Origin of the sequence: Polaribacter vadi, from assembly GCF_001761365.1 — a bacterium.
Lineage (GTDB): Bacteria > Bacteroidota > Bacteroidia > Flavobacteriales > Flavobacteriaceae > Polaribacter > Polaribacter vadi.
The window spans coordinates 476,870-494,103 of record NZ_CP017477.1 but is presented as its reverse complement, the minus strand read 5'-3'; the positions used below and the strand labels follow the sequence as shown (position 1 = coordinate 494,103).

19 protein-coding genes and 1 pseudogene are annotated in these 17,234 nt (G+C 29.9%); 15 read left to right on the top strand and 5 right to left on the bottom strand.

What is annotated here, in order from left to right; all coding sequences use genetic code 11:
• Positions 1-111: 111 nt before the first annotated feature.
• The 13 genes from LPB03_RS02225 (at position 112) to LPB03_RS02165 (ending at position 9,552) form a co-directional block, all read left to right on the top strand.
• Positions 112-468 (top strand): hypothetical protein, encoded by a 357-nt coding sequence (locus LPB03_RS02225; protein WP_139058922.1) that lies wholly within the window; start codon positions 112-114, stop codon positions 466-468.
• On the top strand, positions 465-821 hold the full coding sequence (locus tag LPB03_RS02220) for a hypothetical protein (protein WP_139058923.1): 357 nt from the start codon (positions 465-467) through the stop codon (positions 819-821). The genes LPB03_RS02225 and LPB03_RS02220 overlap by 4 nt, the downstream gene beginning before the upstream one ends.
• Positions 822-981: 160 nt before the next feature.
• Entirely contained in the window at positions 982-1,494 is a 513-nt protein-coding gene (locus LPB03_RS02215; protein ID WP_065318090.1) for a hypothetical protein, read from the top strand.
• A gap of 177 nt (positions 1,495-1,671) precedes the next feature.
• Positions 1,672-2,565, top strand: coding sequence for a TolB-like translocation protein (locus LPB03_RS02210; RefSeq protein WP_065318091.1), 894 nt, complete (start codon positions 1,672-1,674; stop codon positions 2,563-2,565).
• A gap of 133 nt (positions 2,566-2,698) precedes the next feature.
• Positions 2,699-2,905, top strand: a complete 207-nt coding sequence (locus LPB03_RS02205; protein ID WP_065318092.1) for a hypothetical protein — start codon at positions 2,699-2,701, stop codon at positions 2,903-2,905.
• 600 nt (positions 2,906-3,505) lie between these two features.
• Positions 3,506-4,144 (top strand): DUF6266 family protein, encoded by a 639-nt coding sequence (locus LPB03_RS02200; RefSeq protein WP_139058924.1) that lies wholly within the window; start codon positions 3,506-3,508, stop codon positions 4,142-4,144.
• 265 nt (positions 4,145-4,409) lie between these two features.
• Complete coding sequence (locus tag LPB03_RS02195; protein ID WP_170324176.1) at positions 4,410-5,444, top strand: DUF4365 domain-containing protein; 1,035 nt, start codon at positions 4,410-4,412, stop codon at positions 5,442-5,444.
• Positions 5,445-5,601: 157 nt separating this feature from the next.
• Positions 5,602-6,684 carry an outer membrane protein assembly factor BamB family protein gene (locus LPB03_RS02190; RefSeq protein ID WP_065318095.1) on the top strand — a complete coding sequence of 361 codons (1,083 nt, stop codon included), beginning with the start codon at positions 5,602-5,604 and terminating at the stop codon, positions 6,682-6,684.
• Between the two features lie 90 nt (positions 6,685-6,774).
• Complete coding sequence (locus LPB03_RS02185) at positions 6,775-7,296, top strand: helix-turn-helix domain-containing protein (RefSeq protein WP_065317941.1); 522 nt, start codon at positions 6,775-6,777, stop codon at positions 7,294-7,296.
• Positions 7,215-8,129: an IS3 family transposase gene (locus tag LPB03_RS02180; RefSeq protein ID WP_139058919.1), complete on the top strand. Its 915-nt coding sequence runs from the start codon at positions 7,215-7,217 to the stop codon at positions 8,127-8,129. The genes LPB03_RS02185 and LPB03_RS02180 overlap by 82 nt, the downstream gene beginning before the upstream one ends.
• A 224-nt stretch (positions 8,130-8,353) precedes the next feature.
• Positions 8,354-8,764 (top strand): hypothetical protein, encoded by a 411-nt coding sequence (locus LPB03_RS02175; RefSeq protein WP_157579348.1) that lies wholly within the window; start codon positions 8,354-8,356, stop codon positions 8,762-8,764.
• A 150-nt stretch (positions 8,765-8,914) separates the two neighbouring features.
• Positions 8,915-9,226: a hypothetical protein gene (locus LPB03_RS02170; protein ID WP_065318109.1), complete on the top strand. Its 312-nt coding sequence runs from the start codon at positions 8,915-8,917 to the stop codon at positions 9,224-9,226.
• The gene (locus tag LPB03_RS02165) at positions 9,226-9,552 is read left to right on the top strand and encodes a hypothetical protein (RefSeq protein ID WP_065318110.1); all 327 of its coding nucleotides are present in this window, start codon (positions 9,226-9,228) and stop codon (positions 9,550-9,552) included. Before LPB03_RS02170 ends, LPB03_RS02165 begins: the two co-directional genes overlap by 1 nt.
• 143 nt (positions 9,553-9,695) lie before the next feature.
• Here LPB03_RS02165 and LPB03_RS16975 read toward each other — a convergent pair.
• Positions 9,696-9,937: pseudogene (locus LPB03_RS16975) on the bottom strand (IS110 family transposase); the annotation flags it as partial.
• 140 nt (positions 9,938-10,077) lie between these two features.
• Here LPB03_RS16975 and map point away from each other — a divergent pair.
• Together map and LPB03_RS02155 are read left to right on the top strand one after the other, a co-directional pair.
• Positions 10,078-10,842, top strand: coding sequence for a type I methionyl aminopeptidase (gene map / locus LPB03_RS02160; protein ID WP_065318111.1), 765 nt, complete (start codon positions 10,078-10,080; stop codon positions 10,840-10,842).
• Positions 10,843-11,075: 233 nt separating this feature from the next.
• Positions 11,076-13,325, top strand: a complete 2,250-nt coding sequence (locus tag LPB03_RS02155; RefSeq protein WP_065318112.1) for an FUSC family protein — start codon at positions 11,076-11,078, stop codon at positions 13,323-13,325.
• 65 nt (positions 13,326-13,390) lie between these two features.
• Here LPB03_RS02155 and LPB03_RS02150 read toward each other — a convergent pair whose 3' ends face one another.
• The 4 genes from LPB03_RS02150 to speB all read right to left on the bottom strand — a co-directional run bounded on the left by LPB03_RS02150 (position 13,391) and on the right by speB (position 17,223).
• Positions 13,391-13,675, bottom strand: a complete 285-nt coding sequence (locus tag LPB03_RS02150) for a hypothetical protein (protein WP_065318113.1) — start codon at positions 13,673-13,675, stop codon at positions 13,391-13,393.
• Between the two features lie 82 nt (positions 13,676-13,757).
• On the bottom strand, positions 13,758-14,726 hold the full coding sequence (locus tag LPB03_RS02145) for a deoxyhypusine synthase family protein (RefSeq protein ID WP_065318114.1): 969 nt from the start codon (positions 14,724-14,726) through the stop codon (positions 13,758-13,760).
• A gap of 9 nt (positions 14,727-14,735) precedes the next feature.
• Positions 14,736-16,268 (bottom strand): bifunctional GNAT family N-acetyltransferase/carbon-nitrogen hydrolase family protein, encoded by a 1,533-nt coding sequence (locus LPB03_RS02140; protein WP_065318115.1) that lies wholly within the window; start codon positions 16,266-16,268, stop codon positions 14,736-14,738.
• Between the two features lie 10 nt (positions 16,269-16,278).
• Complete coding sequence (speB, locus tag LPB03_RS02135; protein ID WP_065318116.1) at positions 16,279-17,223, bottom strand: agmatinase; 945 nt, start codon at positions 17,221-17,223, stop codon at positions 16,279-16,281.
• Positions 17,224-17,234 lie beyond the last annotated feature (11 nt).

Sequence of the window (17,234 nt, the reverse complement as noted above, 5' to 3'; positions counted from 1 at the left end):
CGTTTTTCCTGCGGAAAAACCTCGCGTACGTAAAAGTCTGTGCTTTTTAAGTTATTTTTCGCTAAATTAGCGCAACAAACCATGCACAAACACGTTGGTAATAATTTAAAAATGAATAATCCAATAAACATTTTAGATAATAACAAACAAATTGAATTGCCTGTTGGAATTTACAGTTTGAAAGTTTTAGGAGGTTGGAAAGTTATTACAAATAATTTTTCTGTAATTCTACGAGAGATTGGCGGAGAAATGGAAATTAAATCAAAAGATTCTTTTTGGAAAATTCAATCATTTACTCATGGACAAAGAGCAAAAAAGATAGCTTCAATCGATATTCCGAAAAGAGCTAAATATGAAATTGAATTTCTAAACGCAAAAGAAATTAAAGTAAAAAAATCAAATCTAATGTTATTAAGTTCTTTTCAAAATTATTTGCCTACAAACGAAATTCAGATATGTATCGAATGAAACAAACAATCATAATATTAATTTTGATTTTGATTTTAACTCTGACTTCTTGCGTTCGGACTGAAAAACAAGAAACACTACTTTTAGCTGATCGAGAAGCACCTTTGGGTTGGGTTTATTTGAGGGTTTATAAAGACAAAACGTTTGAATTTGAATCTCGTGGATTAGAACGAAGAGGAGATATTTACGAAGGAATTGTGGAAGTAAGAAATGACACGATATTTTTTCAATATGTTGACTCAGTTCCTAAAGCTGGAAATAAAGCTATTCTGACAGAAAATTTTGTTTCTTACTTTAGCGGAGAATATCCAGAAAGATTAGAAATAAAAAAGAATGTATTGAAAACGGAATAAAAACTGGTGGAACAACGTGTATAATTAATTGCTTTATTGAGCCTACTTACAAAAATCCTCGCGGACCTTTCATATAATATGTATTTTGATAAATTAAGTGTTTAAAATACGAGGCAAACCAAATACAAACACGTTAGCAAAAATTAAAAACTCAAGCAATATGAACAAAATAATACTTACATCAATTAGCATAATTTTCGCTTTCAATTCAATTTACGGACAAACGAATAAAGAAAAATACGCAGAAGACGTAAAATCCGTAGATGCAATAATAAATGCATATTACGATGTTGTTTCAGGTTCGAGTAGTGAGCCTTGGGAATTTGAAAGAGATAAATATATTCATTCAAAAAATGCTATTATAACAAGGCTTGACGAAAATGGAAAAGCAGAATCACATACGCTTGAAGCGGAATATATACCAATTGGATTATCACCAAAAGAGGATTTTTATGAAAAGGAACTAAAACGAGTAGTTAGTAAGTTTGGAAATATTGCGCAAGTTTGGAGTGCATTTGAAATTCGAACTGACCTAAAAACTGAATCCAATATTAGAGGACTTAATAGCGTTCAACTTCATTATGAAAATGGAAGATGGTTTATAGACAGTTGGACTTGCGAAATGGAATCTGAAAAGAATAATTTAGTAACTGAATTTTTGAATAAGGAGTAAATAACTTTTGCTAAAAACGTGCTATAAAAGGGTATCAACTTTATTGCTGATAAAAGCATCCTTACAAAAGTACTAACGAACTTTATATATCTGTAATTATTTACTAAATTGGTTGCTTAAAAACGCAGTAAATCATATACAAAATTACGTTGTAGATACTTTTAAAAAAAAGAGACAATGAGAAAATACGTACTAATATTTTCAGCACTGGCGCTTGTAGTATTATTTAATGCTTGTAATACTAAGAAATCAAAAGAGAATAATTTATCTGTTGAGCAAAGTCTTTATCTTGGTCAAAAACCTCCTGGTTTAAAGCCTGAACCTTTCGCTCCTGGTATAGTTACAACAGAAGGTTGGGAATATTGTGGAGGATTCACGCCTGACCTAAAAGAATTCTATTACCTCAGAGAAATTGGGGAAACCAAAGAGGATAAAAAAACAGAATTTGTAGTTATTCAAAATAAAGATAATCAATGGAAAAAGACTGTTATATCTCTAAGAGTGGGAACACCCTTTATCTCTCCCGATGGTAAAATAATGTATTTAGGTAAAAGATATAAGGAACGATTGGATAACGGAAATTGGTCTGAAATAAAAAAACTTGGCTTTCCTTTTGACAGCTTACCCATTATGCGTCTTACAGCTTCTTCTAAAGGGACCTATTTTTTTGATGAGTTCAAATCAGACTTCACTGGTGATATTCGTTATTCACGGATAGTGAATGGAGAACGTGAAGAACCGAAACTGCTTAGTAAAAAGATTAATGGAGGCAAAAGTTTTCACCCCTTCATCGCCTCAGATGAGTCCTATCTAATATTTGATGGTAAAAGAGAAGGCGGATATGGTGATTCTGATATTTATATTAGTTTTCGAACAAAAGATGGTTCATGGGGTGATGCCATTAATTTAGGAGACATAGTAAACACAGGAGCTTGGGAAGCTTCTGCGACTGTGACACCAGATGGAAAATACCTTTTTTTTAATAGAAATATGGGCTCAGACAATTATGAGAATGTAGACATTTTTTGGGTAAGTACTCAAATTATAGAAAAACTAAGACCAAAACAGTAATTGGTTATAAAATTAGAAATTACAAAATAAAACGACCATCAACACCCTATAAAATTTATTGTTGTTCACTTGCCTACCTAAAAAAACAACACGTTATTACATTTGAATCATTAAAAATTAAAAAAGAAACAACATGAAAATTGCAAAAATAAGTATAACAACTATCATTTTATTGATGGCTATAATTTCATTAAACAGCTGCGAAGATGATTGTACAAAAATGGTAAACATTCCTATATACAATCCAAACCACGGAAATGGAAATGGTGCTCCTTTTACTGACAACTATCAAGAAGTTCCTTGTGATTTTGAAGAACCTGTAACAGAACCTGTGAATTAAATGTACAGACTTTAATTTTAGAACGATACTATTTCGGTTCATTTCATAATCTTTTTTTCCTTTAGTATGAAATGTAGCATCTTAGTTTCAATAATAAACAACTTGCAATTGCATATCTATCTTTGTTTTATAAAAATGATCTGCTATTACGTTTCCTAAATTCATAAAAATAGCCTCTTATAAAGTATTTAGTTTCTTCACATATAATTACCTCTTCACTATACACAGTACCCTTATTTAAATCTCGATCTTTTTTAGATGTTTTTTTGTGAAATCATCTTTTTTTTTAAATGATAAAACTGAAAATTGTTTAAAATTTACACTCTAATAAATAGCTATTTAGTTATAAAACTAACCTTATTCTAAAAATAAATAAGGGGTATGCTCCCCTGCTTTTCGTTTAGTTTCCTCCTAGATTCCTTCGAGGATTCTTCGTAAAAAGCCCGTTTTTACAAGGGAAACCCGAAGAATCCTCGAAGGAAACACGAACAAACCCTTAATCAATCTAAATGTTTACGTGTTAAAAATCAGTGTTTTGCATTTTTTTTGATTGATTTATTTTCTTATATTAGCATAGGTAGCACATTAAAAAACAAGCATATGGCAACAATGAATCAAGGTATTTTAGGTGGTTTTTCTGGAAAAATTGGTACTGTAGTTGGTAGTTCTTGGCGAGGAAAAAATGTGCTACGATCTGCACCCTCTGTATCTACCAAACCTGCAAGTGCTGCGCAACAAAAACAACGAAATAAGTTTAAAGGGGTCTCACAGTTTTTAACCCCCATCAAAGAAATTCTTACGGAAACCTTTGGTGCTTCTGTAGGTTCAAAATCGCCTTTTAACAACGCCATGTCTTACCACATGAAAGAAGCTGTACAACAAACAACGGTTGGTTTTCAATTAGAATATGCTAAAGTATTAATAGGAAAAGGCGGTTTATGTGGGTTAGAAAATCCTGTTGTACAAATGCTCCCAACACATCGTTTACAAGTTTCTTGGGATGATAATAGCACACAAGGCCTAGCCTACCCCACAGATGCTTTTTTAATAGTGGCATACGCGACTGATTTACAGTGTTTTGAGTATGCTATGGGTGAAAGTCTGCGAGAAACGGAACAAGGTGTCCTTAGTTTTCAGGAGTCTTTTTATGGCGAAACCGTACACCTATGGGCCACCTTCCACAATGCCAAATTAGCCCTTACTGCAACAAGTAGGTATTTAGGTTCTTTTGTAATTTAATAGCGGTTATAAGGTGGTATAAAATGTATTTAATGAGTTTACCTGCTAAATAGAAGGCAATGCCTTCAACTAATTTAAAATCAAAACTTATATCGTTTTGGTTTTTTTATGCCTTGTTTTTCTATTTTCATTTTTATAAAAGATACTAAAAAAAAATAATTATATTTACAGAATAACAGTAACATAAAAGTTACATTATCATGCCATTTTTACTGGATAAGTGTACCAAAAGTTACTATATAACGAGTTATATGCAATTCAAAAATTGAGAGTAACCAACACAGATAGAACAGGAGTTTACGTTTCCGCATTAATTTTCACAAAGGAGTTAAATTGGATATTCCGAGAACAGCCTATTGTTGATGTTGGAATTGATGCACTAACAGAAGAAGTTATTGATGGTAATCCAACAGGTCAGTTTCTTGCCACACAAATTAAAACTGGTCTTGGGAATTTTCATGACGCCAAAGCTCATTTAACACTTTATGTTACTAAAATCCATTATCACTATTGGACTAATTTGAATTTACCAATCATTCTAATAGCTCATTTGCCGGAAAGTGAAGAAACAATTTGGGAATTAATTAGTGAACACACTTTAATTAAAACTGGAACACAGTGGAAATTGAATATTCCAAAAGACAAAGAATTAAATAAAGATTCAACACCAGAACTTACAAAAATCTTAAAAAAAGAAGTTCAAGATGATTTTATAAAATCTTTTATAAAGCAAGATATTTCAATAGCACAAATCGATGAAATAATTGACGAAACCAAGTCGATTGATGAAGCAGGCTCTATTTTATTTGATATGACTGAAGTCATCGAAAACCTTGGAACAAAGACCAATGAGTTAACAGAAAAAATAAATGAGTTTGCCAGAATGAAAGTCACTAAAAACGACAAAAGGCTTGTTCGTTCGATAAAAACATATGCAGAATACTTAAACAATGCTGCAATTAAACTAAATGCTAGAATTGATGATTTTGCTGATTATTTCTCAGAAGGGTTTAGAGCTTACGAAAAACTAACTCTAATAGATTTTAAATTAAATCAAAACTATAAATCATTACAAGAAACTTTGGACACTATAAGTGGTTTAATTCCAGAAATTCAAGATTCTATTGATGCTATGATACATTTTAGAAATGAAATATCATCATTACCAACAGAATATTCTCATTTAAAAAAAGCAAGACTAAAAATGATAAATTCAATAAATCAAATTATGGAGGAATTTAAATTAGCCAATAGTTTATCTGAAAATTTCTCAAAGAACTTAGAAGAGATATTAAGCTAGAACAGCATATAACAACGTGTATAATTCATCGCTAGTTCTGTGTGTACTCGGAAAATCCTACGGATTCTCCTCTGGTTCGGTTTCTTTTATTAACTTAGTTCTAGCCTACGCGACAAACCATACACGAACACGTTGGCAACAATATAAAAATCGAACTATGAAACGAATTTTTTTTATAATTTTCATATTTATTCTATTCAACTGTACGAATGAAAAAAGCAAGATTATATATCATCAAAACCTTGATTTTATCTGGGAAAATGAAGGCATTAATTGGAATGCAACTTCATTAACTTTAAATGAAGGAAATATTTATGGTCATACACTTAATGATAGTATTTTTAAATTAGACTTTAAAACAGGAAATGTAATTTGGACAAAATATTTAAGAGGAACTTACTCTAATGAATTTCCAAAAATCCAAAAAGGGAAAGTATTTTTTAGTGGTGCTGAAAACATTATTGCTTTAGATAAAAAAGGACAAATGTTGTGGTCTGAAATTACTAATGTAAAAACAATAGGTCTGACTCTAAATGATAGTCTACTATTCAATACAAGAACAGACGAAGGACTTTTTGCCAATAGAACAAAAAATGGAAAAGAATTATGGAGTATCAAACCTGAATATCAAATGTTATCAATGTCTAATCCATCAATAATTGATAGTCTTTTAATTTTAGGAAATTTTGATTATTTGAAGAATATTGGAAATCATTTAACTTGTATAAATATTAACAATCAAAAAGTTAAATGGAAAATTGAAAATAGAGGTTACTCTAATGGAAAATCAATAATTGAAAATAATCACTTAATTATTAATTCAGATTCTGCATATCAAAAGGGTTTTACTAATAAAATAGATTTACTGACAGGAAAAATATTATGGAAAACAAATACAAATCCGATTATATTTTACAAATCAAAAATTTATAATAATAAAGTATTTGTTCCATCTTACAGAAATGGAATTGTTTGTATAAATAACAATACAGGAAAAATATTATGGAAACTTAATAAAGAATTCTACCCAAATACAAAACTTGTATTTCATAAAAACATTTTGTTTTTCGGAACTACAAATAGCAAACTTATTGGAATAAACGAAAAAGGAGAGATAGTTTTCAAATCGAATTTTGAATATGGAATAGGAAATCCTTTTATTTATAAAAACAATATTTATGTTAATGATGGAGGAGGTAAATTATTTAAAATAAAAAATACTGTTGCCAACACCGTGTAAAAAAAATTGCTAGTAAAAACCTACTTACGAAAATCCTCGCGGATTTTTGAACTGCCCCCAAAAAGTTAGACACTATTTGAGGGTATTTTTATGGGGAGAAAAGTCAAGTATACTTACGAATTTAAACTTCGCTGTGTAAAGCAAGTTTTAAATAATCACCAAACAGTTGAAGATGTTTCTAAGCTACAAGGTTGTCATCATACTACCCTGCATGATTGGATTCGATTTTATGAAAAATATGGTAAAAAGGCCTTATTACCTAGAGAAACTAAAGTTTACAGCATACCTTTTAAAATTAAAGTTTTAGAAGCTATTGACAAGGATTCATTATCTTTCAGTCAAGCGTGTTTAGAGTTTAATATTCCTACCAAATCTGTAATTATGAAATGGCAACGTAATTATAAAAAAGAGGGTATTATAGGCTTAAACCATAAACCTAGAGGTAAACCAAAATCTATGCAATTTAAAAGAGCTAAAAAGAAGTCTAATAAACCTTTAACAAGAGAAGAGCAACTTTTATTAGAAAATGAATCATTACGTGCAGAACTAGACTTGCTAAAAAAGTTACAGGCCTTAATTCAACAAGAGCAAAACAAAAAGCAGAAGCCATAACAGAATTAAGGCATAAGTATGATTTAGATATTTTATTATATCATACAAACATGGCAAGAAGTAGTTATTATTATCATCAAAAAAGAAGTCTTTTAGTTGATAAATATAAAGAGACAAAACTGTTGATTCATCAAATATACCATCATCACAAAGGAAGATTGGGCTATAGAAGAATCACTTTAGAAATCAATAAAAGAGACACTTTAATAAATCATAAAACAGTACTCAAGTTAATGCGTGAATTAGGGTTGAAAAGTTTAGTCAGAGCTAAAAGATACAAGTCTTATAAAGGACATATAGGAGAAACAGCTCCTAATATATTACAACGCAATTTTAAAGCTATTAGACCAAATAAAAAGTGGGCTACCGATATTACTGAGTTTAAAATCTTAGGAAATAAATTATATTTATCTCCAATAATTGATCTATTTAATAGGGAAATAATAAGTTATCAATTATCTGAAAAACCTGATTTTAAACAAGTAGCTATAATGTTGAAAAAGTCTTTTAAAAAGATACCTGATCAAACAAATTTAATATTACATTCAGATCAGGGATGGCAATATCAAATGAGACAGTATCAAAGATTATTAAAAGAGAAAGGCATTACTCAGAGTATGTCTCGAAAAGGAAATTGTTTAGACAATGCTGTGATAGAAAACTTCTTTGGTATTCTGAAATCTGAGTTGTTTTATCTAAATAAATACAACTCAATATCTCAATTAAAAAAGGATATTAAAGAATATATAAAATATTACAATAACGAGAGAATTAAAGGAAATTTAAATGGGATGAGTCCGACTGAATATCGAAATCATTATTATCAAAATTAATTATAAATTTGTCTAAACTTTTGGGTGCACTTCATTTTCTTGGTTCGTGTTTTATTTACTAACTTTAGTGCTTAAAACACGCAACTTTTCTTACACAACAACGTTGTAAAACATTTAATACAGACCTTATGAATAGAAAAATTTGGATTTTAATTCTAATAATAAATTCGACATTTGGATTTACTCAAACTGAAAATAAAAATTTAAACTCTCAACTTGAAGAAATGAAAAATTTCTTTCTTACTGGAGATTTTGAAAATTATGCAAATTACACCTATCCTAAAATTATTGAAATGATGGGAGGAAAATCGAATATGATTAAAGTCACTAAACAAGGAATGACCAAAATGAAAAATAATGGTTTTACATTCACTGATTTAAACTTCAAAAACCCCTCTGAATTCTTAAAAAAAGAGAATGAACTGCAATGCACTTTAACTCAAATAATTGTTATGGAAACACCTCGTGGAAAAATTGAATCAGAATATACTTTAATTGGAATATCAAGTGACGAAGGACAAAATTGGACTTTTATAGATACATCTGGAAAAGATAAAGAAACAATGCTCAAACATTTTCCAAACTTGCATAATGAAATTATAATTAAACCAAAAAAACAAAAACTTATTGAATAAAAACGTTTTACAACAACGTGTAAAAAAATTGCTTAATTTTAGCTTAATAAAAGTTAGTCGCATTTTTGTAAACTCCTATTTCCCTTCGGAAAATAACCGTTCACTTTAAACGCAACTTTCCTTAACACAATAACGTTAGCTACAAGCAAAATGAACACCCAAACTGAACAAGGAGAATTTGAAGTTATTGATAGTTTTGCAATCAAGAGAAGGAATGAATTCTATATGATTGGTGAAATTAAAAAAGGAACAATGCAAGTTAATTGGTTTGTTAATATCACTTTAAATTTAGGACTTTCGTTGACCTTGAGAATTTCGGAAATAGAAACTGTAGAATTTTCTGAAGAAAAAAAAGATTATAAATTAATAATTATTTCAGCAGATGAAGAAACAATAAATATTCTTTTAGGTTTAAAAATAGGAATTGAACTTGTTAAAATATCAATAGACGGAAAAGATTAATGAAAGCTAAAGTTTATATAAATACAAAATTTGTTGGAATAACAAAACTCAAAATTTCAGACGAAAGTATGGGTGGAATAATTGGAGATTTAGTTCCTAATGAAAACTATAATTTATATAAATCAAATATTCAGTCTTTATCTGAAAAAAAAGGAATTGCTAATTGTTCTGACTTCAATTTTATATTGGAACTAGATAACAAACAAAAATTGAATCCTGAAGGTGGAATTGGAATATCTGATTTTAAAGAATTTAATGAAATAATAATTGAATCAGCTGGAAACAGTAATGAAATAATAGAATTAATAAAAAATGCCAGTAGCTAACAAAGAACTGAGTTAAAAAACAAACATTTTCTTCGTTAAATTTAGGCATTAGTTTTCAGACATTGTTGAAGTAGCATAAATCTCCTTTGGTCGATTTATTTCAATTCAACAAGCTATAATTATCATTATCCCCTTTTTAATATTTATCTCGTTTTTAATAATGAAACGTGGTTTGCATCATAAGAAATACCTGACTTTGCAATGGCAAAATATTGTTTTAATAGCTTATAACATACTGCTATTAATGCCAGTTTTTACTCTCTGCTTTAGCAATGATTTGATCATAAATTGCCTTGCAAGCTTTGTTACATTTATATGTATTAAAACTGCACATAATTGGTAGATTTCTTAGTTTTTGGTTTCCTATTTCACGAATCCTTGGGCGTATATAAAAAATTGCTACATTAGTGCTTTACTAAAGTTAGTTGCTTTTTTGCCAACTTCTGAATTTCCGATGGAATTTCCTTGTACGCAAAATCAAACTATTCTTATACATAAATGTTGTAGCCAAATAAAAAAAACGAAATGTCAATAACAAAGGAAGCCGAATTAATAGGAATGAAAAAAATTAGTGAAGTTGTTGGTACTACACTAAAATTAATGATAGAATATGCTAAAGTTGGTATGTCCACAAAAGAACTTGATGAATATGGAGGTGAAATTTTAAAGCGTTATGAAGCTAAATCTGCCCCTTATGAAACTTATGGTTTTCCTGGCTATGCTTGTATAAGTGTAAATAAGGAAGCAGCACATGGTATACCCTCAGAGAAAAAAATACTGAAAGAAGGAGATTTAATTAACATTGATGTTTCTGCTGAACTAAACGGATTTTGGTCGGATAATGGTGGTTCTTTTATCCTCGGAAAAGACATTCATAAACATCAACCTCTGGTAGATGCTTCTAAAAACATTTTACGCAAAGCCATACATAATATTAAAGGTGGAGTGAAAATATCAGAAATTGGCTATTTAATAGAAACCGAAGCAAAAAAGTCAGGGTTTAAAGTCATTAAAAACTTGGCTGGTCATGGAGTTGGTAGAAGTTTACACGAAGAACCCGAAAATATATTAAACTACCGAGTTAAAAGTAACAAGGAACGATTTAAGAAAAATACAACAGTAGCCATAGAAACTTTTATTTCAACAAAATCTACGATTGCTGTAGAATTAAATGATGGTTGGACTTTGGTTGGAAACAAAGGTGGGTATGTAACCCAACACGAACAAACCATATTGATTACTGATAAGAACCCAGTTATTTTGACAGAAGCAAATGGATTGTGGGATTAAATAACGGGTTACAACATACGGATATAACAAATAGAATATATAATTATATCCTTAGAAAGAAAGAACTGTTTTTGACATTTTTATTTAAAACATAAATTCATAAATAATAAAACTGTCCTCAGTTTTATTATAAAATAAATGATCTCCTACTCTATTTTAAAGTATCAAGTTTTTAAAAAGAGTACTCAATACTCATCAATTACCTTAACTTTGCAAACTAATTGCAAAGCACGTTGAAAAACAAACTCAAAGAATTAAAACTATTTCTAAAAAAAACTGATTTCGATCGAGGAATTAAGTTAGGCTTTGCCATTGCAATTCCTTTTGCAATTTTATATTTCTTAGGATATTCTGAATTCGCGCCAGCAGTTGCTGTTGGGGTACTTTTAAATTCGTCTGGAGATATTCCAGGAAGTAAAAAACGTAAAATAAATGCGATTCTAATTAGCATCGCTTTAACAAGTACCATCACTGCAACCATATTATTTTTAAAAGCATTTTTAGTTTTTCTATTATTTGCAATTGCAATAATTTCATTTTTAATTTCCCTCATTTCTGTCTATGGATTTAGAGCTTCTTTAGTCTCTTTTTCTGGTTTACTTGCCATGGTTATTTCATTTGCAGTGCAAAAAGATACAGCACAAGGTATTTTTATGCAAGTTGCATTTTCAGCAATTGGTGGTTTTTGGTATTTAATGGTATCTCTTATAATTCAGCAATTGGCTCCAAAAAGAGAGCAGAATCAGTTATTAGCAGATACATTGTCTCTTTTAGGAACTTATTTAAAATTGAGAGCAAAATTATTAACGAAGAAAACAAATCGTGATGAAATTTTTAAAGAAACCTTGGCAATTCAAATTCAAATTAACGAAAAGCATGAAACCTTAAGAGAAATATTATTAACTGCTAGAAAACGTTCTGGAAGGTCTCGTTTTGAAGAAAAACAGTTGCTTATTTTAGTTTCTACGATTAATATATTCGAACTTATAGAAGCAGAACATTTAGATTATAACCTGATTGATGAAATTTTTGGAGATCGAAAAAACTTTTTAGAGGCTTCAAAAAACTTGAATAAAGTAATGGGAAACCATATGATTCTTTTATCAGACTTATTAATTCAAAATAAAAAAATACCGAATAAAGACACCTTATTAACGGCTTTATCAAAAGCAAATGACTCTATTGAAAGTTATGTGGATACGTTTAAATTACCAGAAGCTAGAGAAGGTGCTTTGATATTAAGAAACTTGTATGATTATCAAGAGCAGTTATTACAAGAAATTAGAACAATAAGAAGAGTTATTGCAAATGTTCATGATGCCTCTAAAATATCTTTAAAAAGAGAAGATTCAAGTCAGTTTTTAACGTTGCAGGAATATAGATGGAATGTTTTAACGCAAAACTTAAGTCTAAAATCTAAAATGTTTAGACATTCTCTACGACTTACAATTGCAATTGTCTTTACTTATCTTTTAGGGTATACTTTAGAAATCCAAAATGCTTATTGGATTATGTTAACTGTAATTGTAATTATGAGACCTAATTATGGTTTAACCAAAGAGCGCTCAAAAGACAGAGTTCTCGGAACAATTATTGGTGCTATCATTGCTTTTTGTATTGTTTTATTGACTCAAAATGAAATAGTATATGCAGTGTTGGCTTTTATTTCTTTGGTTTTATCTTTTTCTTTAATTCAGCAAAATTATAAATCTGCAGCTGCATTTGTAACCATTAGTATTATCTTTTTATATTCCTTTATAAACCCAAATGCTTTTGAGGTGATTCAATATCGTATATTAGATACAGTTATTGGAGCTATTATTGCTGTGGTTGCCAATTATATAATTTTACCAACTTGGGAAGCAGATAATTTGAGACAAATTGTTTTAAACGCTCTAAAGATGAATAAAAAGTATCTTTTAGCAGCACAGGTATTATATGAGAATCCAAAAGCGCAAAAAATGGATTACAACTTAGCAAGAAAAGATGCATTTCTTGCAGTAAGTAATTTGAACGCGTCTTTTCAAAGATTAACACAAGATCCTAAATCAAAACAAAGAGAGTTTCAATTGATTTATGAGATTGTAACAATTAATCAAACAATGATTTCTGCAATTGCTGCCATTGGTAATTTTATCATCAATCATAAAACAACACCTGCTTCAGAAGATTTTAAAAAACTAATCTATACTATTTCTGGAAACTTACAAGGGTCTGCTGATATTTTAGAACATATAGAAATTGAAAAAGAAATACCTGTAGAAAAAAATGAAGATGCTCAAGATAAATTATTTGATACCTATAAAAAACTATCCCATTTAAGAGATGAAAATATTAAAAAAGGGAATAAAGAAATAGATACAGAAACGTTGCATCAGCTTCAAGAAGCCTATCTAATCTCTAATCATTTAAATTGGCTAAAATCACTTTCCGAAAGTCTAAAAAAAGCAATTGGAAAGTATTCATCTATTATTTTGGAATAATTAGCATCAAAAAAAAATAGCTCTGAAAACTCAGAGCTATTTATATATATCCTATTTATAAGAATTTAATCCTCATCATCGTCATCAGGTAAATTTGCATCAAAATCGTCATTATCTTCAAAGAAGTCTTCATCATCTGCATATTCTTCCATGGCGTTTTCTAAACGATCACTAATTTTCACTAAATAAATAGTGTCTTCAGTTTTAACTTCAATAGCTTTTACGGTTTCACCTTTTGAGTTTTTAAAGGATATAACATCACTATAATCATATCCATCAGGATATTTTTCAATTAACATATCTAATATGTCCGTTGTTAATTTTGCGTATTCTACAATTATTCTTTTCATTATTTCTTTATTTAATCAATCTTTATGAGATTTCTCAATCGCCAAAAAAGGCTCATTTCGAAATGACAATCAGAATTGTAATTTACATTTCTAGAAGATAAGCAAATATTAAAGGTGCTACAATAGTTGCATCACTTTCAATAATAAACTTTGGTGTGTTAATATCTAATTTTCCCCAAGTAATTTTTTCGTTAGGAACTGCTCCAGAATACGAACCATAACTTGTAGTAGAATCTGAAATCTGACAGAAATAACTCCAAAAAGGTGTATCTGTTCTTTCCATATCTTGGTATAACATTGGTACTACACAAATAGGGAAATCTCCTGCAATTCCTCCTCCTATTTGGAAAAATCCAATTCCTGAACCTACATTATCTGTATACCAATCTGCCAAAAATGTCATGTATTCAATTCCAGATTTCATGGTAGTTGCTTTCAACTCACCTTTCATAACATAAGAAGCAAAAATATTACCCATGGTAGAATCTTCCCAACCAGGACAAATTATAGGTAAGTTTTTTTCTGCTGCTGCATACATCCAAGAATCTTTGATGTCTATTTCATAATACTGCTCTAAAACGCCAGATAACAATAATTTGTACATGTATTCATGTGGCAAATAACGTTCTCCTTTAGCTTCTGCATCTTTCCATATTTTTACAATATGCTCTTGAATTCTTCTAAAAGCTTCTTCTTCAGGAATACAGGTGTCTGTAACTCTGTTTAAGCCTTTTTCTAATAAATCCCATTCGTCTTGAGGAGTTAAATCTCTATAGTTAGGAACTCTTTTATAGTGAGAATGTGCTACTAAATTCATCACATCTTCTTCTAAATTTGCACCAGTACAAGAAATAATTTGCACTTTATCTTTACGAATCATTTCTGCAAAAATCTTTCCTAGTTCTGCTGTACTCATTGCACCAGCTAAAGAAACTAACATTTTGTTTCCTTTTTTTAACTGCTCTTCATATCCTTTTGCTGCATCAACCAAAGCAGCTGCATTAAAGTGTAAAAAGTATTTTTCAATAAAATTTGTAATTGGTTTACTCATGTTTCTTTTTTATTTTTTTGATACTTTTCTAACTTCAAAAATATCGGTTCTTCTGTCTTTTAAATTACGTACGCTTCCAAATTGGTTCAAATCTTTTAGCAAATCTAAATCTACATCAGCAATTAAAATCATTTCTGTATTTGTGGTTGCTTCTGCTTTTATTCCATTTGCTGGAAAAGAAAAATCACAAGGTGTAAATACCATAGATTGCGCATACTGAATATCCATATTATTTACTTTTGGTAAATTACCAACACTTCCTGCAATTGCTACATAACACTCGTTTTCAATAGCTCTTGCTTGTGCACAATGCCTAACTCTTGAGTAGCCATTTTGAGTATCTGTTAAAAAAGGAATAAACAAAATATCCATACCTTCATCTGCTAACAATCTACTTAATTCTGGAAACTCTGAATCGTAACAAATTAAAACACCAATTTTACCACAATCTGTATCGAATGTTTTTAACTCATTTCCACCTTGCATTCCCCAAATTTTTGCTTCATCTGGAGTAACATGCAATTTTTCGTAACGTTCTTTTGTACCATCTCTTTTACAAATATAACCAACATTATACAGTAAATCTCCTTTAATTTCTGGCATGCTTCCAGTAATAATATTGATATTGTAAGAGATTGCCAACTTAGAGAATCGATCTACAACTTCTGGTGTAAATTTTGCTAACTCTCTAATGGCTTGCGATTCTGGCAAATGATTAAATTCTGCCATTAAAGGCGCGTTAAAAAACTCTGGAAATAATGCAAAATCTGATCTGTAAGCAGAAACAGAATCTACAAAAAACTCTGCTTGCTCCATTAGCTCGTCCAGATCTTTGTACAAACGCATTTGCCATTGAATTAATCCTAAACGAACCACTGTTTTTTTAGTAGCTGCTTTTTTAGATTTTTTCTGATAGTAAATATTATCCCATTCCAATAAAACTGCGAATTCACCAGAATTTGCATCACCTTCTAAATATCCTTTTAAAATTTTAGAGGGATGAAAATCATTAGAAATCTGAAAATTTAAAACAGGATCGTAAATTTCCTTACGTTTTACGCGCTCTAAATATTCTTTAGGTGATATTTCTGCAGCAAACTTATGATAGTTTGGCATTCTACCTCCAAAAACAATTCCTTTTAAATTTAGCGTTTCACAGATTTCTTTTCGATAATCGTACAAACGTCTTCCTAAACGTAAACCTCTAAATTCTTTTTTTATAAAAACATCTATTCCATATAAAACATCTCCTTCTGCATCATGTGTGCTAAAGGTAAAATTCCCTGTAATATCTTCATAGGTATGTGTTTCATCAAATTTATCATAATCTACCATGATTGATAAAGCACAACCCGCTAATTGCCCGTTAATTTTTATAACAATTTGCCCTTCTGGAAATTTTGTAATTAAAGATTGTATTTGAGATTCTTCCCAATAGGTATTTTCCATACTGGTGTAAATCTCAATCATTGCTTGTTTTAACTCTTGATAATCATCAATCGTTAAGTACTGCAATTCTATATTTTCAATTGTTTTTATCATTTATAATTGACTAAAAATCGTCATCGTCATTTTTAAATTTCGATAATTTACTGAAAGGATTATCAATATTTTTATCTTCTGTATTATCATAAGAATCATCATTAGAAGCAAACTTATAACTCAACATTTTGTAGAATAATTTTGCTGCTAAAAAGTCCGATGATTTTTCATTTTCGTTTGGACATAATTCAACCATATCAAAACCAACCACATTTTTTTGTTCAAAAACAGTTTTTAAGAATTCTAAGGTTTCATAATAGAATAATCCTCCTGGTTCTGGAGTTCCTGTACTTGGCATAATTGAAGGATCCAAAGCATCTAAATCGAACGTAATAAATACATTTGTGCTTAATTGATCTATAACATCATCCATCCAACCTTCGTTTACAGCCATGTCATGTGCAAAGAAAACTTTGTCAAGATTCATACTTCTTTTTTCAGAAATATCCATACTTCTAATACCAACTTGCACTAAATTGGTTGTAGAATTTGCTTCATACACTGCACAAGCGTGGTTGCATTTAGAACCTTCATATTCTTTACGTAAATCTGCATGCGCATCTATATGCAACACTGTTAAATCGCTAAAACATTCGTTAAACGCTCTAATAGTTCCAATAGAAATTGAATGTTCACCACCAAAAATAGTTACAAACTTATTTCTATTAATGTACTTTTTTGTTTCTTGATGTACAGCTTCCACCATTGCTTCTGGTGAAGAATTTTCTATAACTGGTTGAGACAAGTAAACACCTTCTTTGTAAACTTCAGAATCGGTTTCAATATCATACAATTCCATATTTTCAGACGCATCTAAAAAAGCTTTTGGTCCTTTATCAGAACCTTTTTGCCAAGTACTTGTTCCATCATAAGGAACAGGAATAATTACAATTTTTGATGTTGATAGGTTTCCAAATTCTTGTGGAATACCTGCATACGTTTTAGTTGTGTTCATTTTAATAATTT